Genomic DNA, 24797 nt, shown 5'->3' with positions numbered 1-24797 from the left:
GTTAAGGCAACACAATCCCTGGAGATAATTTTTCTGGCAACGTCAAGCTTTCACTTTCGAGTGAAGCCATTGGCCAAGCACAGTAGTCAGCAGCATAAAATGCACTTGCACGGTGATTACCTGAAGCTCCTACACCACCAAATGGTGCTGCACTCGATGCTCCTGTTAATGGTTTGTTCCAGTTCACAATTCCGGCACGTGCTTCAATGAGTAAGTCATCAAACAGTTCACGTTTTGGAGAAACCAAACCAACCGACAAGCCAAAACGAGTTGCATTGGCAATTTTTAATGCTTCATCAAAACTGTCATAACGCTGAATAGTGGTAAGCGGACCGAAATATTCTTCATCTGGAATACCCGCCACACCTGTTACGTCAATAATGCCTGGAGTAAGTAATGAGCTGTCTTCTTGAGGACGTGTCATTGGCAACAAGCTTTTTGCACCAAGCTCAAGCAACTTTTGCTGAGCATTCATCATGTTTGTTGCAGCAGCCGATGAAATTACGCCGCCCATAAATGGTTGTTGCTCATCGTTCCAACGACCAACTTTTAAGTTTTTAGCAACCTCAACAAAACGTTGAATAAATGCATCGCCTTGCGCACCATTTTTTACCAAGATACGGCGCGCACATGTACAACGCTGCCCTGCCGAAACAAATGCAGATTGAATAGTGAGGTTAACAACAGCATCCATATTTTCGATTTCATCGATAATCAATGCATTATTGCCGCCCATTTCAAGCGCAAGAATTTTCTCAGGAGCACCCGCCATTTGTTTGTGTAGGTGATAACCTGTGTTTGCACTTCCAGTAAACAAGAGGCCATCAATTTCATGTGAGGCAGCTAGCGCTTCACCCGTGGTACGACCACCTTGCACCAAATTCATTACACCATTTGGCAAACCGGCTTGTTGCCAAAGTTTTACAGTTTCTTCAGCAGTCCAAGGCGTTAATTCACTTGGTTTGAATACAACTGTGTTACCAGCAAGTAACGCTGGAACAATATGTCCGTTCGGCAAGTGGCCCGGGAAGTTATATGGACCAAAAACTGCAAGTACGCCATGTGGGCGGTGACGTAAAGATGCCACTCCATCTGCCATTTCAGTTGAGCTTTCACCGGTACGTTGGTGATAAGCACGAATCGAAATTGCAACCTTGCCAATCATTGACTGAACTTCAGTTAATGTTTCCCAAAAAGGCTTACTGGTTTCTTGGCTAATCACTTCCGCTAAATGCTTTTTATTTTCTTCAAGCAAAGCTGCAAACTTTTCTACAATCGCCACACGCTCAGCAAAAGCTAAACGCGCCCACGCTGGGAATGCTATACGAGCAGCTTGGCAAGCTTTCTCAACATCACTAGCCGTAGCTTCAGCACCTGACCATACAGTTTGGTTATCAACCGGGTTTGTTTTTACAAATGTTGTACCGCTGCCTTGTAACCAGACACCGTTTATAAATAAAGAGTTTGACATCAGGATACTTCCATAGGATTTAGTGATAACACACGAACAGCGTGACCTTCTTGTACACCGAGTTTTTCAGCTTGTTCATGCGTTAAATTTAAAGTGTTATCTACGAGATCAAGCTTCAATAACATGGCCCGATAGTCGTGGTAATTATCATTGGCAACAAGGTATTGTGTTTTACCTACTGTTGCTTCATTGGTAATTTTGACGTTTAAGAGTTGACTTTCTTTGACTGCACGCAACTCATCAATATTCGCTTCAATAGTTGGACCCGCATCAAAAATATCGACATATCCTTGATAACGTAAACCTTCTGATTCAAGCACATGATAAGCAGGCAAAGTATGTGGATGCATTTTTCCAATCACTTCTTGCGCATCTTTTGGCAAAAGGTCGACATAGACTGGAAAACGTGGCATCAGCTCGGCAATAAAAACTTTTTGGCCAATACCACTTAAATAGTCTGCAGTTGAGAAATCCATATTGAAAAAATGGTGCCCAATCGCATCCCAAAAAGGTGAACATCCATTTTCATCAGAGTAGCCACGCATTTCCGCAATTAATTTTTTCTCAAAATATTGCTTAAATGCTGCGATAAACATAAAACGGATTTTCGATAAAAATTTACCGTTTTGATTTTCACGGCGTTCCGGATCTAAAAATAATGTACAGAGCTCACTACTTCCTGTTCTGTCATTACTTAAAAATAAAGTTGGTAATGATTTATATACGTTTAATGCTTTTGAAGCGTGTACTTGTGTTCCCACATGAAAGTTGTACCAAGGTTCAATTAAACCTACCGCAACCTCAATTGCACTTACACCAATAACACGTTGAGCTTCGGTATCTTCCAGAACAAACAAATATCCCTGTTCACTCTTATGAACATTGCCATTTAAAGTATTGCGAGTACGTGAAATTCGAGCCGAAAGCGTATCCATATTTTGTGGCAAGGAAGTCAGGCCAACACCTGACTTACCTGCTAATTTATAAATATCTTCAAGGTCTCGAAACTCGGCATGACGGACAATCATCATGGCTAGCTTTCCTTTTTTTTATTTAGCCAACTTTGCCAAAGCTCTTTTTAAACGAGCAATCCCTTCATCAATATCTTGTTCAGGAATAATTAGAGAAGGAGTGAAACGAACCACGTTAGGGCCTGCGATTAAAGCGAGTAATCCTTCTTCGCCTGCCCATGTGGTAATGTCTTTCGCTTTACCTGCATATTCAGCTTTTAGTACACAGCCAATCAATAGACCTTGACCACGGATTTCATCAAATACTTGATATTCAGCATTTAAAGTATTTAAGGCATCAAGGAAATATTGATGACGGTGTTTTACGCCTTCAAGTACTTCTGGTGTATTAATAAACTCAAAAACTGCACCTGCAACCGCACTTGCTAACGGATTACCACCATAAGTCGTACCATGTGTACCGACAGAAAAATGCGGTGCAAATTTATCAGTTGTTAACATTGCACCGACCGGGAAACCACCGCCCAATGCTTTTGCAGTCGTAAGTACATCTGGAATCACACCGTAGTTCATGTAGGCATAAAGTGCACCTGTACGGCCCACACCAGTTTGTACTTCATCAAAAATAAGTAAGGCACCGAACTGATCACACAGTTCACGTAAACCTTTTAAAAATTCGATATCAGCCGGAATAACTCCGCCTTCACCTTGTACAGGCTCTACAATTACTGCACAAGTTTGTTCATTTATGACTGCTTTAGCTGCTTCTAAATCATTATAAGCAACATGGCTAATACCGTTTGGAAGTGGTGCAAAGTCTTGTGAATATTTTGGCTGGCCGCCTGCTGAAACGGTAAATAAGGTACGGCCGTGGAAAGCATTGTTAAATGCCACAATGCCACTTTTACCTGCAATACCGCTGTCGAGTCCAACTTTACGAGCCAGTTTTAATGCTGCTTCATTCGCTTCTGCACCTGAGTTACAGAAGAATACTTTATCGGCAAATGTATTTTCGGTGAGTTGTTTAGCAAGGCGTAGTACTGGTTCATTGGTATAACCATTACCGACGTGCCAAAGTTTTTTTGCTTGTTCTGTTAACGCATTGACTGCCACTGGATGCGCATGACCTAATGCATTTACTGCAATCCCGCCTGCAAAATCGATATATTCTTTATTTTCTTGATCCCAGATACGTGAACCTTCACCACGTACCGGAATGAAATTTGCCGGTGCAAATACTGGAACCATCCAGTCATTAAAGTTGCTTCGAGTTACAGAAATTGGCTGTTCCATGCTTACCTCAGTATCTATTTAATTTATTTAATCTGTCTTACTGTCTTTAATTTAATTCATTTAGAAAAAGGGACCGAACAAATAACCCTATAACATCCTTTATATTTGCTCGGCCCACCTTTCCTAAAAGGTAGTTTCCTCAGATTAGCCTGGGAAAATACCGCGTTCTTTACGAGCTTTTAAGATACGCTCACATGCCAAGATGTAAGCTGCTGTACGTAAAGTACAAGCATTCTTGTTCGCTGTATTCCAAACGTCATCCATTGCCTGAACCATCAACTTGTCTAAACGCTCGTTGATTTCTTCTTCGCTCCAGAAATAGCTCGCCATGTCTTGAACCCATTCGAAGTAACTTACAGTTACACCGCCGGCGTTACATACAACGTCAGGAACTACAACAATGCCACGCTCAACTAATACATCTTCAGCTTTAGGATAAGTCGGGCCGTTCGCGCCTTCTAAAATCAACTTAGCTTTAAGTTTTTCAGCACGCTCAACTGTAATTTGGCCTTCTAATGCAGCAGGAATAATGATGTCTACTTCTGCAGTCCAGAAATCTTCATCTGCAATTGCTTGTGCACCAGCAAAACCACCAACACCTTGGTTTGCATTTACGTGATCACGTAGCGCAACAAGATCAATACCATCAGCATTGAAAATTGTGCCAGTGTGGTCTTGAACGTGAGTGATTTTTGCTTTTGATTCAACAAATAAGAAAGCAGCTTCACTACCTACGTTACCAAAACCTTGAACAGCAACTTTCGCGCCTTCAATTGGTAAGTTGATTTTTGCAGCAACTTCACGACCAGTAACGAATACACCGCGACCAGTTGCTTTCACACGACCTAAAGAACCGCCTAAGTGCACTGGTTTACCAGTTACAACACCAGTCACTGTGTGACCTTGGCTAGTAGAGTAGGTATCCATCATCCAACCCATAATATTGGCATTTGTACCAACATCTGGAGCAGGAATATCTTTTTGAGGTCCGATAATGTGACCAATTTCAGTCGTATAACGGCGAGTTAAACGCTCTAATTCACGATTTGATAATTTACGTGGGTCAACACGGATACCACCTTTTGCACCACCAAATGGCAAGTTCAAAACTGCAGTTTTAATTGTCATCCATGCAGACAATGCCATCACTTCATTTAAGTCAACATTTGGATGGTAACGAACACCACCTTTACCAGGACCACGAGACAAGTTGTGTTGTACACGGTAGCCTTCAAAGTGCTGGATTGAACCGTCGTCCATTACAATTGGCACGTCCACAATAAGCGCACGCTTAGGGCGTTTTAAAGTATCGATATAATCAGCTAAATGTTCTAAGTATGGCGCTACACGGTCAATTTGAGCCAAGTAAGTTTGCCATGCATCGCTATGTTCGTTTACGTATGAAAGATCTGACATCTTTTTTCCTATCTACCTACACAGACTCAGATGTGATAAATCTGCAGTCTTTATTATTCAGCAACCAAAACCTTGCAATAACAATGTTTTGATTTATTTATAAAATCTTCAGCTCTTCTAAAGCTTTAGACCTTTTAAATTCCATCTTGTGATATCAAAAGTACGATTTACTTTTATATATCGATATCTTTTACAATATTCTTTCTTTTGCCTCATCTGCCATTTATAAAAAGTCTTTATAAAAGCAAAAGTTCCACCGCAACCAACTCAAATAAGTCGACTGGAAATAAGTACAAAAGAGGTGACATAACCGTTTGGGAGTTAAAAAGAACTAGGGTTCATGAAACAAAAAAACCATAAGTCCCTAAAATTATTTTTGACTAATCGATAGATCCCTCCATTAGTCTTTTTAAATAAAAATTGTTCAGTAATACTGCAAGTTTCACATCACTACTCAAGCGAGTTAATCAAGCCTTCATATAGACATAAAATCTTTAAGTAAATATAGCACAGAGCAAGTTAATTTAGAACATTTTAAAATAAACAAGCAGAGAAAAAATAATCAATTTTCTCTATTTTTTATAATAAAAAAGTAACCAGACCTAAAAAAACACTACACTATAATAATTTTATTTTATGGAAATTAAAAAAATATTAAAATTAAAAATGATTAAAAAATTATCATTTAATAACAATTACTTAATTAACAAAAATTTTCAAAAAATTCTTAAAATTTCTATAAATTTTCATAATATTTATTCAGTTTCTCTAATTCAAAACAAAGATATATAAATATTTAAACAATCTCTTTATTAAATAACCATGATAAACATATACTTATTTAAAAACTTATAATAATTAGCTATTAATAATATTCCGACAAGTGGTTAATTTATGTGTCAATATTTGGTTTTATTATCAAAACAAAAAAATCATTTTCAAAAAAAATATATAAAACTCACTTTAAAGCTCAAGTTGCGCCCATGAAAAAAGGCCCCATAAGGAGCCTTCAATCAACACAACCAAGTAAGCAAAAGACTTAGTTTTGAGCTATATCTTTTTTACGATAAAAGATGAAATAGCTGACATAGCATAGCAAGATAAAAATAATGCAGCAGATAAAGCCTACTTGCATAGAAGGATCAAATACCATACTGATACAAGTAACTATACAGAATAGCCCACCTACAATTGGAGTAAGAGGAAAAAGTGGTGCAGCGAAACGTAGATCTTTTACTGTTTTTCCTGACTTATACCACTGTCTACGGAAGTTAAATTGCGAAATACAAATTGCAATCCAAACGACAACCATTGTAAAAGCAGCAACACCCAACAAATTTTTAAAAATTGTTTCTGGTGCAAATTGTTCTGAAAGCAATCCTGGAATAGCACCAAACATTGTCACAATAATGGCAATAATAGGTGTTCCAGACGGCGTGAGTTTCGCGAAAATTTTAGGTAATTGATTTTTTGCTGAAAGCGACCACATCATACGTGATGCAGCAAATAAACCCGAGTTAGCAGCTGATAGTAAAGCTGTAATAATTACAAAACGGATAATATCCTCTGCATACGGAATACCAATGTAATTAAATACAGTCACAAATGGGCTACTGCTCACATCATTTGCACTAAGACCTGCTAGGTGGTATGGCAATAGTGAACTAATCACTACAATCGTACCAACAAAGAAAATCAATAAGCGCCAAATAGCCGCATTAATTGCCTTAGGAACTGTTTTTGCTGGATTCTCAGCTTCGCCAGCCGCCACCCCAATTAATTCTGTGCCAGAAAATGCAAAGTTAACGATAAGCATAGTGGCAAAAATTGGGAAAAGACCATTTGGGAACCAACCATGAGCAGTCAAATTACTGAACAATGGTGCTGTTTCATGCCCCTGATAAGGAATAAAGCCGAAAATTGCAAGCAGCCCCAAACCAATAAAACAGATAATGGTGATTACTTTTACACCAAAATTCAGACTCTGCAAATAAGCGGGTTGAACTTACATTAAGAAAGAAAACCAAGGCGCCAAAGAAAAGAGTCCAAGCCCACACCGAGGTAGATGGAAACCACTCCTGAACCAACAAGGCCGCAGCGGTAAACTCAGTCCCCAAAGTTGCAGTCCAAGTCAGCCAATATAGCCAAGTAATCATATACCCCGTACCTGGACCGATATAACGCCGTGCGTATTCACCAAAAGAGCCAGACTCAGGGACATGAACCGCTAGCTCACCGAGACACAGCATAACAGTATAGGCAATTAAACCGCCCAAGAAATAAGAGATAATTGCGCCAATTGGACCTGCTTGAGAGATTACGTCGCCAGACCCAAGAAAAAGACCTGTACCTATGGCACCGCCAAGGGAGATCATCACCAAATGTCGAGTACTCATTGCTCGTTTCAAAGGTGCAGAACTTCCATGTTGCGATGCATCATTATTCCGATAATTTAATGATTGCATATAAAAAACTGTAACGACAATTTAGTAAAAAATCATTTTAGGATAAAAAAATAAATATGCAATTATCTTTGAATAGTGGAGTTATTTTAAGCAATCTTTTGCCAACCAAATAAAATATATTTAAAAAACAAACAATTAATAATTATTAGGATAATTATTGTATTTTAATTAATCTTACATCATTTCTTTAATTTATATAAATTAAAAAATCATACTTTTTAAAATATAATAATTTTTCACTTAATTCACTATACCTACTTTTAGCTCTATCTTTATTTAAAAATTAGACACACTATTTATTTAAATAATGACTTTTAATTTTATATACAAATAAATTGATAAAAAATATTTTTTAAGCAAAAAATAAAGCTCAAATCTCGAGATTTGAGCTTTATTTAATCGAGGAAATAACTTAGTAACTGGTCAATACAAACTGTTGAGATGGCTGAATGGAACTTTCAACGTAATCACATACACCTTGTTCATCACAATTTAAATTTAATTGCTTATAGCTTAACGCAAAGAAATCAGAATATTGCTTAATAACAAACGGACTCATATCCGAAGTGAGTGCATCACCCTGTTTAAACAATTTAATAATTTTTCGGTCATTCATCCCTAACAAATAAAGTTCATTATTTAATTCAATCTGAACAACCCCAGTGTGTTCTGCCACAATGGGAATCAAATATGATGGGTTTGCCAACACTACATCTACAGCATAGGTTTCAAGCTTTAGATTAATCAAATTAAATACTAGTATTGCATCAAATTGATTTTTCAAACCTTTTTTACGGTTTTCAGCTTGCTGGCTATACTGAATTTTAATTCCAAGCTTCTGAAAATCTTGCTCTGTAGCTTGCTTTGTTTTAATAAGACTACGTGTGACCGCTTGCTTAAGCGGATTGTCTAAATAACGTTCATCTAACTGAAAGTCATTTTGACGCAATATTTTCAATAACATGCTGTCATGGTATGTCAGCACATTTGCAAGAACATTACGATAATAGAACTTACTTTGTTTTTTGATTTTACGAACTTGTTGATAGAAATATGTTTCATCAAATTCATGCTCAATAAAATCATGTAAAAGGCTTGAGCTTGCCAATACAGATAAAGCTTCATGTCCTGTAAAAGGCAAATGAATTGTATGTAAACTTGGCAAGATCTCTTTTATTTTTAAGTAATGTTCGCGATCAATTGAAAAGTAAGGGTCATAAACAATAATGTATTCACGACTTACATCTACATCTTGCGGCTGAATTTGCATGTCTTTATTCGCGACAGCATTGAAGAACTCAGCATAGCGTCGGTCTTCAACTTGTTCAGGGTCAATTGAATACTGAGGCACAAATGCAATGATTCGATTCATATTTAATAAATTCGAATATTTAATTGCTGCATAGCCACCCATTGAGCCGCCATAACCTACAATATTTTTAAAACGCTGAATAATAGGCAAAATGACTTTTGCCAGCTCAACCATACTGGCCTTTGGAAACCATGATTTTTGTTTTGGCATCACCCCAATAACATTGTATTGGTACTTTATTAGAGACTTTTCAGCATTGATAGATAAGCCACTCGCCCGGGTAATCAAATCGCCAAAAGAGAGAACTAATGTATTAGAATCGCCTTGTAAAAAAATGGCTCTAATGTGTTCGTCTTCAAAAATAATTTGCTTATCCATGCTCACACCGAAAGAAAATTTACTCCCACATACATCGTCAAAAATGAAACAAAATAGGTGTTTTGCCAATTTATGATTGCGGAGTATCTTATTTTATAGATGCCAGTCAGATTAAAAAGCGCAAAATATGACACAATCCTTACATCCTGCCGCTCAAAAAGGCTTCAGCTCTGCTGCTGAGCTTTATCAGCAAGTTAGACCAAATTATCCCGTAGAAATAGTAAGTTGGCTACAAGATCGGCTCCAAATACATGAAAATTCTACTGTTATCGATCTTGGATCGGGTACTGGCAAATTCTTACCTTACTTAAAACAGACACATGCCAATATTATTGCAGTAGAGCCAATTGGCGAGATGTTACAACAGCTTCAGCAAGCCTATCCTGATATTAAAACTATACAAGCCTTTAGCCACAATATTCCGGTAAATGACCAACAAATTGATGCTGTCATTTGTGCCCAATCTTTTCATTGGTTTGACAACATAGAAACATTGACCGAAATCCATCGAGTATTAAAACCTCAAGGACATTTAGGACTTGTTTGGAACCAGCGCGATGAAAGTACAGACTGGGTAAAAGCCTTAGCGGATTTTCTACTACCACTTGAAGGTGATACACCTCGTTACCATAGTGAAAGGTGGAAAAAGGTTTTTGAAGAGCAAGATTTATTTACTTTTGACAATTTAAATACTTTTTCGCAATCGCAGCATGGTACTGTCGAACAAGTGGTGAGTAAGCGGTTACTTTCAACAAGTTTTATTGCAGCAATGACTGAAAAAGATCAACTACAGCTCAAAGCTCAGTTTGAAAAAATTGTTTATGATTTTACAGGGCTAAGCCCACAAGATCAGATTGATTTCCCATATATTACATATGCATATCATTTTCAAAAAAATACGTCGTCAAATCATAGAGAATAGGTTCGGTTGAAAGTTATGTTTAAAAAAACGCCTCATATCATCTTAATGTCTTTGCTCAGCTCTAGCCTATTATTGACGGCTTGTAAAAAAGCAGATGAGCCAGCAAAGACTGAACAATCTCATACAAGTTCATCTACCGATCAGGTCTTAGAAAAACTCAATGAAAGACCAGTGAAGAAATTCCCAGCTACTGCGGATGACGCTCATGATATTGCACTACTAGAAGATTACGATCACCGCTTTACTGAAATGAGTGATGAAATGGAAACTGAGCTAGAAAAAATGCATGAGGCAGGTACGCTCACCACAGAATTTGAACAAAAACGTACGCTTGATAATGTGCGCTCAGCATTGACCATGCTAAAAGACCTCGATTTAAAAACTGAACAAGGTCGTTATATTCAGGGCTTACTCTATCAATATTGGGAAAACCAAGAAAAGAACTTTAGTGATAAGCAGGCAAGTAAAGATGAGCAGGTCAAACAGCTTGCTGACTATTTACAAGCACAAAATCAGTTAAAGTACTGGAAAGCCTCACAGCAGCATTAATTTAACTGCATGCAATAAAAAGCCTTCTTATAAAGAAGGCTTTTTTAATTTAAATATTTTGTTTTTCAACCCAGTGAATGGATTGAACACGGAAGAGTTCACATGCACCATCGCCGGTATCAGTTGGGGTCAAAGATGACTTCCAAACCAAATCTTTATCTTTGATTTCAACCAGATCACCTTTTAAATAAACCAAATCACCACGCTTAACTTGCTTAATTTGTTGGGCGATTTCAGGGTTTGCAGGAATAATGTGCATATTCGATACCATCTGCATTGCTTGCTCAGCTGGTACAGGAAGTTTTGCTATTTTCCAGTTTAAATAGCGGTCATATTGTTTCACTGAAATATGTCGCGCGATTTCAGGTTGAGCAAATAAACCCCAACTTACCGCATAATCAATCGGTGAAAATTTGGCTTGCTCATCATTGTGATAAATTTTTGAACCTAAAATCCTAAAATTTCCCTGAAATGGTTGTAATACAGAAATTGATTGATCTTTTTCAACTGGAAGCAAGCCCTTGGCAATATTGTATTCACTCGAGGTTGATGCAAGTGCTGAACCCATGCCTAAAGTCGCCAGCAAAGCTATCATCAAACGTTGTTTTTTCATCGCTTTATACCTCAAATATTGCTAGATCAAATTCATTAGATCTTCGTTTTATGGTAGCTCTAAGGTATGAAAAAAATATCGGAATTTAGTAACAATACAGATCAATTTCGTCTATTTTTGTGCCTAATTAAATAGATTATTAATCTTCAAAATCTATTCTTAAAGTTTCAAAGCGAACTTTCCCTTCCTTAATTACCTGAGCAATTGCTTGCTGCCCCTTTGTTAAACGTGCCCCTCCACTTTTGACATCCAGCAAAATAATTTGAATATCATCGGCAGTTCCGTCTCCATCTCGAAAATCGGTATAGCCATCGAAAATAATATAATCAACTGGGTCGCCCATAAACTTGGCATCACTTGGCAAATACTGAAACTCCGGCAAGACTGGCGCAAATTGTTCTGCCATTTTTCCTTTTAATACGGCGCGGCTCGTATTCACACTTCTCTTTTGTGCTTGGGCAAGGGCTTGTTGATGCTCAAGCTCCAACTCGGCAATATATTGCTCGTATTCAGCCTTGATTCGGCCATTACGGGTATTTGATAAAATGAGCGTCGTGATAATAATACCAATACCAGCACCAATAAGCATGGCCAGCCATACGGACATAAATTTTCCTTAACAAATACACATCATCGCGATAGATGAGCAATCATATCTAAAATTAGGGAGTAGCTTAAACTTTTGTCAAAGGCAGTCATCTACTTCACATAAAAAGATGCTAAGGTATAAGTAGAACAAGTGTGCTGCTGAATATAACTGAATTTATGAAAACGATACTTATTGCAAATCAAAAGGGCGGATGCGGAAAAACCATGACAGCCATTACGTTGGCAACAGCTTTGGCACAAAAAGGATATAAAGTAGCATTGGCAGATTCTGACAACCAGAAATCTTCCTTACAATGGTTAAAACAACGTCCAGATAACGTAGCTGTAATTCAAAGCCTCGACTGGCGTCAAGAAAAATCAATTGGTGATGCACCTAAAAATTTAGACTATTTAATTATTGATGCACCGGGTGCCCTTTCAGGTGATCATGCTGAACAATTAGTCAGCGAAGCCCATGCGATTATTACTCCACTTCAGCCTTCATTTTTCGATATCGACAGTACACGACGTTTTCTCAAGCATTTGCAGGATATTAAGCGTATTCGTAAAGGTAAAGTACAAATTTTACTACTTGCAAACCGAGTTAAACCGAACAGCGCCAGTTCAAAAGATATTCAGCAATTTTTTGAAAAAATCGAACATGAACCTATTGCATGGATTGCCGAGCGTAGTGCTTATGGCAGTTTAGCAATGCAAGGTTTAAGTGTATTTGATAAACCACAAAAGAACTTTATTGCAATTCAAAGCCAGTGGCAGCCTCTTTTAAATAAACTGATTGAAGATAAATCTGAGTGGTTCTAAAACCATCTCTTTATTTTAGGTGGGCAAGATGCAGAAATGAGCACGCCTGCCTAAAATTTGTCTCAGGTCATTTTTCAGTTAATATGACCTTATTCTATTTTAAAAATTAGAGAATTTTGTTCGTGCATCCATACGCTCCTACTTTACAGCGCGTTTTATTGTTTGGGCTGTTTTTTATCCTGATCTTTTTAGGATTTAACATCCTGAAGTACTTTATTGTACCTGTACTTTGGGCTGCCATTATTGCCTACATGACTTGGCCGATTTATTTAAGAATTCAGCATTTTTTTGGTGAAAACCGAAATAATTTAAATGCTACAGTTATGATTAGCTTAGTCATTTTAATTGTTGGCGTACCATTTACATGTGCTATTTTTATTCTACAACATGAAGGTCGCAACCTTTATTTTGATTTACAGCGTCAAGTCTTTTCAGGTCATTTAAGCGTTCCCGATTTTATTCGTAATCTTCCGTTTATTGGTAAAGAAATATCTCGCACACTCAACGAAATTAACACAGACCCTAATAGTACTATTCAGAATATTGCAGCTTGGGTACAAAGCCATTTAAGTTATGGGCGTGTGTTATTAAATGAAATTAGTAAAAATATCGTCAAACTTTGTTTTGCGATTTTAAGTCTTTTCTTCTTTTATCGTGATGGCCACACGATCTTAACCCAAGTGAGTAAAGCCTTGGAAATGGTAATTGGGCCACGTATTCATCATTATCTCGACACAATTTCAGAAACCACACGTGCCGTTGTGTATGGCGTGGGTTTAACTGCCATTGCTCAAGCAGTACTGGCTGGATTAAGTTATTTCGTCGCTGGTGTACCTAACCCAATGGTTCTCACCATTGCAACGTTCTTATTAGCCCTAATTCCGTTTGGTACTCCTGTTTCCTACTTAGGCGTTGGACTATGGTTGTTCTCTCAAGGTCAAACTATGGAAGCTATTGGCGTCATCTTATGGGGTGTGCTGATTGTAAGTAGTTCAGACAACGTGATCCGTCCACTTGTAATCTCTGGTGCGACTCAAATTCCGTTTTTATTGATTATGTTCGGTGTATTGGGTGGAATTGCAAGTTTTGGTTTAGTTGGTCTATTTATTGGCCCTGTTATTTTAGCTGTTTTATTAGCAATTTGGCGTGAATGGCTTCACGAGACAATTGACCCTGAACCCATGCCAAAAACGACCATGATTTATGATTCAGATGATGATTTACCACCATCTAAAAACTAAGCTAATGATTTAAAAATATTTCAAGATACAAAGTGACTATTTAAATTAACTTGTAGGGTTCACGCACCTTTGCTTGAATAAAAAAATCAGATTTATAGTTATAAGGATATCTATAATGCCAGTATTTAATAAAATTGGTGCAGTATGTGCACTGACAGCTTTATTAACGGTTGGTTGTAGCACGGTAAGTAAGACTGTATCTGATACAGCCCATGCACTTACCACAATGCATACTAAAAAAGTGGTGGATGTTAATGAAGTGACAGCTAATGGTATAGGTAAAAAAATTGGTACGATTAGCTTTCAAGATAGTGATAAGGGCTTAATCATTACCCCTGCTTTAGCAGATTTACCAAGTGGTACTCGCGGTTTCCACATCCATGAAAATCCATCTTGTGCCCCTGCTGTTAAAGATGGAAAACCAGGCGCTGCTTTAGCTGCTGGTAGCCACTATAACCCTAACCAAGCCCCACATCATGGTACGCCAACTACTGGGCATTTAGGCGATTTACCAGCATTAGTCGTTGACAATACTGGTGTAGCTACAACTGCTGTTATTGCACCACGTTTAAAACTTGCTGACATTCAAGGTCGCGCTATCATGATCCATGCTGGTGGTGATAACTATTCAGATTCTCCTTTGCCTCTAGGTGGTGGCGGAGCGCGAATCGCATGTGGTGTAATCAAATAAGTGCTATTTTTAAATTGTGGGTATCTAAAAAGATATCCACAATTTTGCTATTTTATTAAGCAACTTAGACTAATTAATTATTATAAAATCTTAAAAAATAAACTGACTTTTTTAGACAAAACGCATAATATTTTTCAAGTAATAAAAATTTAAATACCAATTGTCACGTATCCTCTCATTTAGAAAAAAGCCGTGAATAATCTGACTCAACTATTCAATCGTTTTAAAGCGAATTCAATTTTAATTTATTGCCTGCAAATTTTAATTGTACTCACAGGTACAACTTTAGGTTTACTTTGGTTAGGACATAACGAGCTCATCGTTCCTGTGACTTTAGGTGCAATTGCCGCTGCCCTTACTGATTTTGATGATCGCTTAAGTCTTCGTTTACGTAATCTGCTTTATGTCTGCCTACTCTTTTTTACTGTCAGCACTATTCTTGGTTTTTTAGCGCCTTATAAATTTTTATTTATTTTATATCTTTCAATTTCCAGTGCTTGTTTCATTTTATTGGGCGCTTTAGGGCAACGCTACGCTACCATTTCTTTTGGTACGATTTTACTCTCAATTTATAGCATGTTTGGTTTAGGAGAATATGCACACTGGTACCAACAGCCTACTTATTTTGTCTATGGTGCGTTGTGGTACGGCCTAACTTCTATTTTATTTTTTATTCTTAAACCAACACTTCCTTTACAAGATAAACTTTCACAAATTTTTGAAGAAATTTCAACCTTACTTCAAGCTAAAGCACGGTTGTTCGACCCAGATAATAAAGAAAATGTTGAACAGCTTTTATTTGAGTTATCACTACAAAATACACAAGTTGCGCAAAGTCTTAACCAAATACGCAGCTCTCTGCTAACTCGCCTTAAGGCATCACGAGTCAGTAATAAAAGTATTTACTGGTTAAACCTATACTTTTTTGCGCGAGATATACACGAGCAGGCAACTTCTAATTATTTACACTACGAGCATATCCAACAAAATTTTAGCCGTAGTGATCTCATTTTTCGTTTTCAGAAAAACCTACGCTTACAGGCACAAGCTTGCCATGATTTAGCCCAATGCATTTTGCATAATCAACAATATCAGTCTTCTCAAGAAAGCCAAATTGGCCTAAACCATTTGGAAAGCTCTTTGAAAGACTGGATACAACAGCATCCACAAAATTTTGAAGTTAAAAATTTAAAGTTGATTTTTAATAATTTAAAAGGAATGCATGAACAATTTGAACAACTTCAATATGCTCAACCGTTTAATGAAACGCTAAGTCAAAACAAGCAAGAACATCTCAATTTACTAGATGATGATATTCAAGGATTTTCAGACCTTGTTTTAAAAATTCGGCAGCAACTGACGCCACAATCGGCCCTATTTAGACATGCAATACGAATTGCGGTTGTGTTTGCCGCAGGTTATGCCATTTCCCTCCTACCTTTTGCCCAACATGGTTACTGGATTTTGCTCACCAGTTTATTTGTTTGCCAAATTACTTACTTTGCAACCAAAAGTCGTTTAAAGCTTAGAACGATTGGGACTTTACTCGGCGTTTTATTGGGTATTCCCATTTTATATTTTGTTCCTAGTATTGAAGGTCAACTCATTCTTACCATTATTTGTGGAGTTAGCTTTTTCTACTTACGCCAGAAAAAATATGCGCTGGCAACACTGATGGCAACCTTAATGGTATTGCTCATTTTCAATTTAAAAGGTGCAGGTTACAGCATTATTTTACCTCGCCTAATCGACACCTTATTAGGCTGCTTTATTGCTTGGCTTGCTGTTAATTTTATTTGGCCAGACTGGAACTTCCGTAATATTCCAAACAATATTAAGAAAAGTAGCCAAGCAACTTTCGATTACTTCAATGTGATTGTTGAGCAATATCAGCATGGGAAAAATCAGGATATAGAGTACCGCCGAATTCGCCGTGCTGCACATAACGCGCAAATTGAACTGTCGAATATGATTTCAAGCTTAAGTGCCGAGCCCAACCCAAATCCAGAGCTGATTCATTACGCCTTTCGTTATTTGGTTTATAGCCACAGCCAGTTGAGTTATGTCGCAGCATTAGGCAGCCAAAGACAAAAAATTGATGATCAACAGGTATTACAACTTTTACTGGATTGTCAGCAAATTCTTAAACAAAGTTTATTTGAACAAGCTTCGGTTAACTTTAGTTTTCTTGAACAGACTTTAAAGCAAATTCAAAGTTTAATAACTCACGAACATTTTTCAGAGAACTACACACTTGTCTTAAAACAGATGAGTTTATTATTAGAAACCTTGCCTGAACTCTTAAGCTTAAAAGGCAAACTTTTAGAGCATGAAATTAAATAGAATAAAAAAATACCGGAATATAAATTCCGGTATTTTTTTAATGTAAGTCTTGTGCAACTCTTTCCTGCATTTCTCGTTTTAAAGCTAAACGTGGTTGAGTAAACCATAAGGCAATAAATGCAAAAGCAGATAAGACAAAAGCCCATAAATGAAATTGAGTGTAGAGATAGCGTACAAGCTCAATCATTGCAAAAAAGCTCGTCATCAATAGCATCGAAACAGCAGCAGCTACAGTTCCTTTTGACACTTCAGATGACATGAGTGCAAAACGGTACAGCACTGAGAAGCTAATTCCTTCACCAAAACAAATGAGTGTCATACCTATTAACAAGCAAGGAATTAAATAGGCTTGCCAGACAACACCTAATATTAAAATTAGCGTACCAGTGAGCATAATCGGTAAGCCAATTAAGACAGTTTTACCTAAAGCTAAACGGTCAATAATTTTAATTAAAACAATGTTACCAACAATTAAACCTAAAAATACCGGGAACTGTGCTAAACCATATTGCACGCTCGTTAGCTTCAGTTCATCGACCAAAATAATTGGTGATAACGCGATCCAGAGCATAAGCGGCATACCTACAAGCGGTAAGGCCAACGTTAACCCAAGGAACTGTTGATTGCTAAATACCTTTTTAAAGTCATCAAAAAGATAACTAAAAGGCTGTTTGGTTACACTCACCTTATGACTAGGCATTTGTTTCTTTAAGCCAACCCAACTCAGCAGTGCAAGTAAAGCAATTGCCACGAAACCCCAGTGCCATGAAACATAATCAATTAAGAAAGCTCCAAGTACAGGCCCTAGCAAAGGCGCAAGCAATGAGATATTTGCCATAAGTGCCATGACTTTAATCGCATCACGCTCGGCAAAATTTTCCTGAATTGCTGCATATCCCACTGCTGAAATTACGCTTAACCCAATACCTTGTAAAAAACGTAATGTCAGAAAGTGTTCAATTTGTCGCGTTAATAAAATTAAAAAACAGCACAAGGCAAAAAATAAAACACCAGACAAAAGTACTTTTTTACGGCCTAATCGATCTGATAAAGGTCCTAGTAACCATGCAACAGATGCACCACCTAATAAATAAAATGACATTGAAGACGGCGCCCAAGTTGCGCTTACACCGAAATCTTCAGTAATTGCCAACATGGCTGGCTGAATCAGGTCATTACCAATATAAACCGCAAATTCAAATAGCACTAAAGCTAAAGGAAACATCAACGTTGTACGGTTCAACGCTGTCGTTTGAATATTTTTCATGAGTTTGTACACTTCAAAATAGCGGCCACTATGTCTCAGCAACTACATATTGAAATAAATAATGTAGTCATGACGATGACAGTATGGTCAGTCAATCTTTAGTTAAGTTGTTATATGCCGTGAGAGTGCATGTTGAGAATGTGAAACACCGTATTCACAAGGTGTCTAAAACGAGAAAAAATGTATGACGTGAGATTCGGTAATTTTTACCATCTGGCATAATTGCCGGATGACACAATATCACTTTTCAAATTGATCATCAATCGGACAATTCCAACAATTTTAAATTCTATATTTTAATGATGACGAACTCATTTTTATATTGTGAATAACCCTAAAGTTATCCACATATTCAATAGAGATTCAGCTTTAAGGACAAGGATTAACTTGAAAGTCTGCTGTTTCCTCGCCTTTTGTACATTGATAACTTTGTTTTTTATTCACGATTTTCCAAACAGTCTGATCTTTTTTTAATAAATACTCAGTACGTGTTTTCGAAACAGCATCTTCACTCGGCTCTGTCTGCAAAATAGTAACTTGAGCATTAGAAGGATCCTCTAAGGCATTCATTTGCTGTGAAATACTTAAATTACTGGCATTATTTAAAAGATTAGGTTGATCGAGTAAAACAGCTTGTATCGGACTGTTCGCTTGAGGTGTAGGTGGATTTGTATTTGGTGTACAAGCACTCAGAATCAACAAATTACACATCATGAGTAAACCAATCTTTTTCATACTCAACTCCACCACAACTTCACCTTGATGCTAAAGGCTACAAACAATTTTTTCCGTTCAACTTTGTAAAGTATTTGCCATTAAAATGAAGAAACCAGTATGAGGTATCAAACCAAGATTAATGATTTTTAATCAATAATATTTTTCCAATTACTACATTTTTCTTTAAGAGTAAGTTCTCTAAAGTATCGCTCAAGTTTAAGAATTGAATTAGAGTAACTCCCATGAGCAATATTTTAGTCATTAATGGTGCCAAACAATTTGCCCACTCAAATGGTGAATTAAATGACACACTCACGACATTAGCGACGAATCATCTCACTGAACTAGGTCATGAAGTAAAAGTCACTCGTGCAGATAGTGACTACAATGCTGAAGCTGAAGTAGAAAAATATTTATGGGCAGATGTCGTGATTTATCAAATGCCGGGCTGGTGGATGGGTGCACCGTGGACCGTAAAAAAATATATTGACGATGTATTTACGACAGGTCATGGTTCTCTTTATGCAAACGATGGTCGTAGCCGCTCTGATGCCTCAAAAAAATATGGTTCAGGTGGTTTAATTCATGACAAAAAATATATGTTGTCGCTTACTTGGAATGCGCCAATGGAAGCATTTGACGATGCGGATCAGTTTTTCCATGGTGTGGGTGTAGATGGTGTTTATTTACCATTTCATAAAGCAAATCAATTCTTAGGTATGAGTACCCTACCAACATTTATTGTAAATGATGTAATTAAAATGCCTGATGTAGATAGTTATGTGGAAGCATACAAAGCACATTTGAACACACTATTTGCAGCAGCCTAATCCGGAGAAAACCATGCTTACTATTATAGCGGAAATTCGTACTCAATCGGGTGGACAGCACCGCCAAAACGTATTGAATGCATTTCAAAAAATCATTCCAACTGTTTTAGCAGAAGATGGTTGCCATGGTTATGAACCTTTAGTTGACCACATTTCAAATGCGAGCTTCCAGAACAAAGACCCTGACATTATTGTGATGTTAGAAAAATGGGAAAGTGTAGCTCATCTTGAAGCACACTTAGCTACACCTCATATGCAAGCGCATCATGAAGCAGTCAAAGATGATGTAGTTGACGTCAAAATTAAAATTTTAGAAAGCGGCGTATAATTTAAGAAATAAAAAAGACGATATATTTATCGTCTTTTTTATGCTTAAGAACAAAGCTGCATTTGGAAACCTTTAGAACCTTTTCCTCTTGCACATTGGTAGCTCTTTTGCTTATTTTGCAATTGCCACTTTTCATCAACCAATTTAAATAAATATTCCGTCCGAATTGCTGAGACAGAGTCATCCATTAAACCGGTTTGTATAACAGTAATGCGAGAAACAGTTGGGGATTCTACTCGGTTAAATACCTGCTGAACTGAAGTATTGTTATGCTCTTTTACAATCTCGGGTTGCGTTTTAAGTACTTGTTGCATTGGGGTTTCTGAGCCCACAAAAGGAATTAATTTACTTGTGGTTGCACAACCCGTCATAAGTCCAGCACAAAGTGCAGAAATTAAAAATAAACGTTGCATTTTCATCACCAAAAAACAAAAGGCATAGCTTTATGATGCTATGCCTTTGCCGGTTACTCTGTAGAAACTATGTAGTTCTACAAAATAGATCTAATTTAAAGATCGAATAATTTACCCGGATTCATAATACCTTTCGGGTCAAATACTTTTTTCAAAGCTTTCATATATTCGATTTCTTCAGCTGAGCGCGAATATTCCAAATATGGCTTTTTCGTCATACCTACGCCATGCTCGGCAGAGATTGAACCATCGTATTTTTTAACAGTATCAAACACATATTTATTCACGACCTGACACTTCGCAAAGAACTCATCTTTGGTTAAGTTTTCAGGTTTTAAAATATTTAAGTGTAAGTTACCGTCGCCGATATGGCCGAACCAGCAAATTTCAAAGTCAGGATAGTTTTCTTGAACAATCGCATCAATTTCACGAATAAATGCAGGTACGTGAGTAATTAATACTGAAATATCGTTTTTATATGGAATAAACGGCGCGATTGATTCAGAGATATCTTCGCGTAAACGCCACAAACTCTCTACTTGGTCAAGACTCTGGCTCATTACACCATCAAGTACCCAACCTTGTTCCATACAGTGCTCGAAAATCTCCATTGCTTTGTCGATAATCGGTTCGTATGGTGCTTCAAACTCAAGCAATACATAGAATGGACATTGAGTTTCAAATGGACGTTGAACATGACCACGGTCGAGTACTTTTTGCATTGCAAGCTCACCAAAGAACTCAAATGCAGTTAAGTCGATATCTTTTTGGAAAGCATGTAACACAGGCATTACTGCATTAAAATCAGGAACACCTAAAACTAAAACTTGTAGGTTTTGTGGTTGACGCTCAAGTTTAATTTCTGCTTCAGTCACTAAGCCTAATGTACCTTCACCACCAATAAACAAATGCTGTAATGCATATCCAGTTGCATTTTTAATCATGCCTTTGTTTAAACGTAAAATGTCGCCCTTACCCGTCACTACAGTTAAACCGAGTACCCAGTTACGCGTCATGCCATATTTAATGACTTTAATACCACCAGCGTTGGTACCGATATTACCGCCAATCTGACTAGAACCCGCTGATGCAAAGTCAACCGGATAATACATACCCTGCTCTTCTGCATAATTTTGCAATTGCTCAGTCACAACACCAGCTTGTACACGAACCATACGGTCTGCCGGGAAGAACTCAAGAATCTGGTTCATTTTGTCCATGCTAATGACAATTTCACCATTGGTTGCTACAGCACCAGCAGAAAGTCCTGTACGCCCACCTGACGGTGTAATTGCGATATTAAACTGGTTTGCAAGCTTCACAACTTCCTGAACTTGTTCAGTCGTTGACGGAAAAACGATGACCGATGGGTTCGGATTAAAATGCTTGGTATGATCTTTACCCCAGTTTTCGAGACTATCAGCATCGGTTTTAATACGGTTTTCACCGACGATTGCTGTTAATTGGGTGAGTAACTCAGGTGTTAAAGCGACTGGAGCATTCATCGTTTGCAGACCTAGCAAGAAGTAAACTGTGGTGGGACTATGACCTCATATTTCTCTAGGTTTTCACCTGAGCAAAGCCATAATGTTCAAGGAACTCCTATATTCTACATGTAACAGCACAAGCGATAAAGTTCAGAATAGAGATACTGTCACTACAAAACATGTTTAACACCAATAAAACACTTTTTATAAGGCCTTAAAGGAAAATTTGGGCCTAAACGTAGATCAAGCATATTTTGTAATGCTCGACAAGCCATAAATGGAAGTGATTAGACATAGATAAAATTGCCATAAGGCGATGGTATAAACGAAATATCTATAGCGCTGCCCAGTATGTTATTATACCGCCACCAAATTTGGCCTTTGTAGCGGAGCCGTAATGAGCCAACATCTTTCACTACCTAAAGATAAAATCCGTTTCCTTTTGTTAGAAGGCGTTCACCAAAACGCAGTCGATACTTTAAACGCTGCGGGTTATACCAACATTGACTATCGCAAAACTGCTCTTGAAGGCGAAGCGCTTAAAGAAGCAATTAAAGATGCTCACTTTATTGGTATTCGTTCGCGTACCCAATTGACTGAAGAAGTTTTCGAAGCTGCAAATAAATTGATCGCAGTAGGTTGTTTCTGTATCGGAACAAACCAAGTAGATCTTAAAGCAGCGATGGCACGTGGTATTCCTGTATTTAACGCACCATATTCAAATACGCGTTCGGTTGCAGAGCTCGTACTTGCTGAAACTATTCTTCTTCTTCGCCGTGTTCCTGAAAAGTCAGCGGCTTGTCATCGTGGTGGTTGGGACAAATCTGCTGTGGGTTCTTTTGAAACTCGTGGCAAAACTTTAGGTATTGTGGGTTACGGTTCCATCGGTTCTCAACTTTCAGTTCTTGCTGAAAGTATGGGTATGCATGTCATTTATTATGATGCAGTCACTAAATTACCAATGGGTAATGCTCGCCAAGTTGGTTCTTTAGATGAACTTTTAGCAACTGCTGATGTTGTGACTTTGCATGTACCGGATGTTCCGTCTACACGTAACTTCTTCACTAAAGAACAATTTGCAAAAATGAAAGAAGGCGCGATCTTCTTAAATGCTGCACGTGGTACATGTGTAGTAATCGAAGATTTAGCTGATGCAATCAAATCTGGTCACCTTGCAGGTGCGGCAGTTGACGTATTCCCGAAAGAACCAAAAGCAAATGGTGAAGAATTCCAGTCTCCACTTCGTGGTTTAGACAACGTGATCTTGACTCCTCACGTTGGTGGTTCAACAATGGAAGCTCAAGCAAATATCGGTTTAGAAGTAGCAGAGAAATTTGTTGCTTACTCTGATAAGGGTATGACACTTTCTGCGGTAAACTTCCCAGAAATTGCGTTGCCATTGACAGCGGGTCAACACCGTTTACTACACATCCACAAAAACGTACCGGGTGTATTGTCTAAAATCAACAACTTGTTTGCTGAACAAGGCATCAACATTTCTGGTCAGTCACTTATGACTAAAGGCGACATCGGTTACCTTGTAATGGACGTAGATGCTTCTGCTTCTCAAGAAGCTTTAGATATGTTGCATGAAGTTGAAGGCACAATTCGCGTACGCGTATTGTTCTAATACAGACTGTAAATTTAAAAGCCACAGCATTGTCTGTGGCTTTTTTATAGGTATTTACATTATCATGTGAAAAGTATACCAATTGATCAAATAATAAAATGTCCAGTCCAAGCCAGAAATCCCAGCTTCATGCTTTGGGCTTTCTTATTCTTGCCATGTTAAGTGTCCAAAGTAGCGCATCCTTAGCTAAAGTCCTGTTTCAGAACTTTCCTGTACTGACTGTTTCTGCAATGCGTTTATGTATCGGGGCATTTATTTTGGCTTTCATTTTTCAGATCTGGAAAATTAATTTTAGTCAGGTCCGATGGAAAGCTATTTTGAGCTATGGCTTTGCTCTTGCTGGCATGAATGCTCTTTTCTATTTATCGCTTGAACGTTTACCCATTGGTATTGCGGTTGCATTTGAATTTATTGGTCCACTCAGTGTGGCCCTTTACCATGCTAAACAAAAATATGATTTTGTCTGGGTCACTTTCGCAATTATTGGTCTCATTTTATTATTTCCTTTTAACCAAGCACATAGTTTGGACTGGATCGGAGTCCTATTTGCGATGAGTGCGGGTGCTTGTTGGGCCCTATATATTATTGCGGGGCAAAAGCCTTCTGGTATCTCAGGTAACCATACCGTTTGTTTGGGCATGACTGTAGGTGCTTGTATACTTTTACCTATTACTTTTTTCTCAGGCTCGATTGGGCAAGTTATAGAACTACCATACTTTTTTTATTTTATTGGTCTCGCCGTTTTAGCCAGTGCACTTCCATTCTCTTTAGAAATGTTAGCTCTACGCAATTTAACACCTTTAAGTTTTGGAACATTGATGAGCCTAGAGCCAGCTGTTGCTGCACTTTCCGGTTTTATCTTCTTAGGTGAATACCTGTTATGGAATCAATGGTTGGCACTTGCCACTATTATTACTGCTTCTGTGGGTTGTACCATAACCACCCAAAGAGCCCGACAACAACGTGAAAAAACAGTAGGTTAATTCTGTAAAACCTGCGAGTTGAAACCCAGTATTGGCTATAATTAATCCCTCTTATTTTTTACATATC

General features: G+C 37.8%; 21 protein-coding genes and 1 pseudogene. 10 read left to right on the top strand and 12 right to left on the bottom strand.

From position 1 onward, the window contains the following. Nucleotide 1: 1 nt before the first annotated feature. The 6 genes and pseudogenes from astD to C1642_RS04215 form a co-directional block, all read right to left on the bottom strand. Nucleotides 2-1471: a succinylglutamate-semialdehyde dehydrogenase gene (gene astD, locus C1642_RS04240; RefSeq protein WP_103235956.1), complete on the bottom strand. Its 1470-nt coding sequence runs from the start codon at nucleotides 1469-1471 to the stop codon at nucleotides 2-4. Next, nucleotides 1471-2502, bottom strand: a complete 1032-nt coding sequence (astA, locus tag C1642_RS04235; RefSeq protein ID WP_000973732.1) for an arginine N-succinyltransferase — start codon at nucleotides 2500-2502, stop codon at nucleotides 1471-1473. Before astA ends, astD begins: the two co-directional genes overlap by 1 nt. An 18-nt stretch (nucleotides 2503-2520) precedes the next feature. Beyond that, on the bottom strand, nucleotides 2521-3735 hold the full coding sequence (locus C1642_RS04230) for an aspartate aminotransferase family protein (protein WP_000437488.1): 1215 nt from the start codon (nucleotides 3733-3735) through the stop codon (nucleotides 2521-2523). Nucleotides 3736-3879: 144 nt separating this feature from the next. Beyond that, nucleotides 3880-5151 (bottom strand): Glu/Leu/Phe/Val family dehydrogenase, encoded by a 1272-nt coding sequence (locus C1642_RS04225; RefSeq protein ID WP_001281781.1) that lies wholly within the window; start codon nucleotides 5149-5151, stop codon nucleotides 3880-3882. A 1039-nt stretch (nucleotides 5152-6190) separates the two neighbouring features. Beyond that, nucleotides 6191-7616, bottom strand: a pseudogene (locus C1642_RS04220) (amino acid permease). A gap of 412 nt (nucleotides 7617-8028) precedes the next feature. Beyond that, on the bottom strand, nucleotides 8029-9306 hold the full coding sequence (locus tag C1642_RS04215) for a hypothetical protein (protein ID WP_002125615.1): 1278 nt from the start codon (nucleotides 9304-9306) through the stop codon (nucleotides 8029-8031). 127 nt (nucleotides 9307-9433) lie between these two features. Here C1642_RS04215 and C1642_RS04210 point away from each other — a divergent pair, with 127 nt between their 5' ends. Continuing rightward, a complete protein-coding gene (locus tag C1642_RS04210; protein WP_103235955.1) occupies nucleotides 9434-10228 on the top strand; it encodes a class I SAM-dependent methyltransferase in 795 nt (264 codons plus the stop codon). Nucleotides 10229-10243: 15 nt separating this feature from the next. Then, nucleotides 10244-10777 (top strand): hypothetical protein, encoded by a 534-nt coding sequence (locus C1642_RS04205; protein WP_086261905.1) that lies wholly within the window; start codon nucleotides 10244-10246, stop codon nucleotides 10775-10777. 49 nt (nucleotides 10778-10826) lie between these two features. Here C1642_RS04205 and C1642_RS04200 read toward each other — a convergent pair whose 3' ends face one another. Both C1642_RS04200 and C1642_RS04195 read right to left on the bottom strand, forming a co-directional pair. Continuing rightward, nucleotides 10827-11390: a hypothetical protein gene (locus tag C1642_RS04200; RefSeq protein WP_103235954.1), complete on the bottom strand. Its 564-nt coding sequence runs from the start codon at nucleotides 11388-11390 to the stop codon at nucleotides 10827-10829. Between the two features lie 139 nt (nucleotides 11391-11529). Next, nucleotides 11530-11997, bottom strand: coding sequence for a Holliday junction resolvase-like protein (locus C1642_RS04195; RefSeq protein ID WP_103235953.1), 468 nt, complete (start codon nucleotides 11995-11997; stop codon nucleotides 11530-11532). Between the two features lie 158 nt (nucleotides 11998-12155). On the opposite strand from C1642_RS04195, the gene C1642_RS04190 reads away from it, so the two are divergent. From C1642_RS04190 to yccS, 4 genes are all read left to right on the top strand, one after another. Further along, complete coding sequence (locus tag C1642_RS04190) at nucleotides 12156-12800, top strand: ParA family protein (RefSeq protein WP_000849145.1); 645 nt, start codon at nucleotides 12156-12158, stop codon at nucleotides 12798-12800. A 122-nt stretch (nucleotides 12801-12922) separates the two neighbouring features. After that, entirely contained in the window at nucleotides 12923-14041 is a 1119-nt protein-coding gene (locus C1642_RS04185) for an AI-2E family transporter (RefSeq protein ID WP_000553809.1), read from the top strand. Nucleotides 14042-14156: 115 nt separating this feature from the next. Continuing rightward, the gene (gene sodC, locus C1642_RS04180; RefSeq protein ID WP_001143885.1) at nucleotides 14157-14732 is read left to right on the top strand and encodes a superoxide dismutase family protein; all 576 of its coding nucleotides are present in this window, start codon (nucleotides 14157-14159) and stop codon (nucleotides 14730-14732) included. A 192-nt stretch (nucleotides 14733-14924) separates the two neighbouring features. Then, nucleotides 14925-17075 (top strand): YccS family putative transporter, encoded by a 2151-nt coding sequence (gene yccS, locus C1642_RS04175; RefSeq protein ID WP_032060057.1) that lies wholly within the window; start codon nucleotides 14925-14927, stop codon nucleotides 17073-17075. 37 nt (nucleotides 17076-17112) lie between these two features. Here the strand turns inward: yccS and C1642_RS04170 are convergent, their stop codons facing one another. Beyond that, nucleotides 17113-18342 (bottom strand): MFS transporter, encoded by a 1230-nt coding sequence (locus C1642_RS04170; protein ID WP_103235952.1) that lies wholly within the window; start codon nucleotides 18340-18342, stop codon nucleotides 17113-17115. Nucleotides 18343-18711: 369 nt separating this feature from the next. Further along, nucleotides 18712-19077 (bottom strand): hypothetical protein, encoded by a 366-nt coding sequence (locus tag C1642_RS04165; protein ID WP_000719498.1) that lies wholly within the window; start codon nucleotides 19075-19077, stop codon nucleotides 18712-18714. Between the two features lie 224 nt (nucleotides 19078-19301). Here C1642_RS04165 and C1642_RS04160 point away from each other — a divergent pair, with 224 nt between their 5' ends. Beyond that, the gene (locus C1642_RS04160) at nucleotides 19302-19889 is read left to right on the top strand and encodes an NAD(P)H-dependent oxidoreductase (RefSeq protein WP_000065452.1); all 588 of its coding nucleotides are present in this window, start codon (nucleotides 19302-19304) and stop codon (nucleotides 19887-19889) included. A 13-nt stretch (nucleotides 19890-19902) separates the two neighbouring features. Further along, complete coding sequence (locus C1642_RS04155; RefSeq protein ID WP_000955560.1) at nucleotides 19903-20217, top strand: putative quinol monooxygenase; 315 nt, start codon at nucleotides 19903-19905, stop codon at nucleotides 20215-20217. Between the two features lie 44 nt (nucleotides 20218-20261). Here the strand turns inward: C1642_RS04155 and C1642_RS04150 are convergent, their stop codons facing one another. Together C1642_RS04150 and C1642_RS04145 are read right to left on the bottom strand one after the other, a co-directional pair. Further along, on the bottom strand, nucleotides 20262-20630 hold the full coding sequence (locus C1642_RS04150; RefSeq protein ID WP_001189303.1) for a hypothetical protein: 369 nt from the start codon (nucleotides 20628-20630) through the stop codon (nucleotides 20262-20264). A 95-nt stretch (nucleotides 20631-20725) separates the two neighbouring features. Then, a complete protein-coding gene (locus C1642_RS04145; RefSeq protein ID WP_000993506.1) occupies nucleotides 20726-22135 on the bottom strand; it encodes an FAD-binding oxidoreductase in 1410 nt (469 codons plus the stop codon). Nucleotides 22136-22514: 379 nt separating this feature from the next. Between C1642_RS04145 and serA the strand changes: the two genes are divergently transcribed. Continuing rightward, nucleotides 22515-23747, top strand: a complete 1233-nt coding sequence (gene serA, locus C1642_RS04140; protein WP_000077814.1) for a phosphoglycerate dehydrogenase — start codon at nucleotides 22515-22517, stop codon at nucleotides 23745-23747. Between the two features lie 98 nt (nucleotides 23748-23845). Continuing rightward, complete coding sequence (locus C1642_RS04135; protein ID WP_000098158.1) at nucleotides 23846-24730, top strand: EamA family transporter; 885 nt, start codon at nucleotides 23846-23848, stop codon at nucleotides 24728-24730. Nucleotides 24731-24797 lie beyond the last annotated feature (67 nt).

The organism is Acinetobacter sp. AKBS16, from assembly GCF_002899995.1.
In the GTDB taxonomy this organism is placed as follows: domain Bacteria; phylum Pseudomonadota; class Gammaproteobacteria; order Pseudomonadales; family Moraxellaceae; genus Acinetobacter; species Acinetobacter baumannii.
This window is presented reverse-complemented; position numbering and strand designations above follow the sequence as displayed.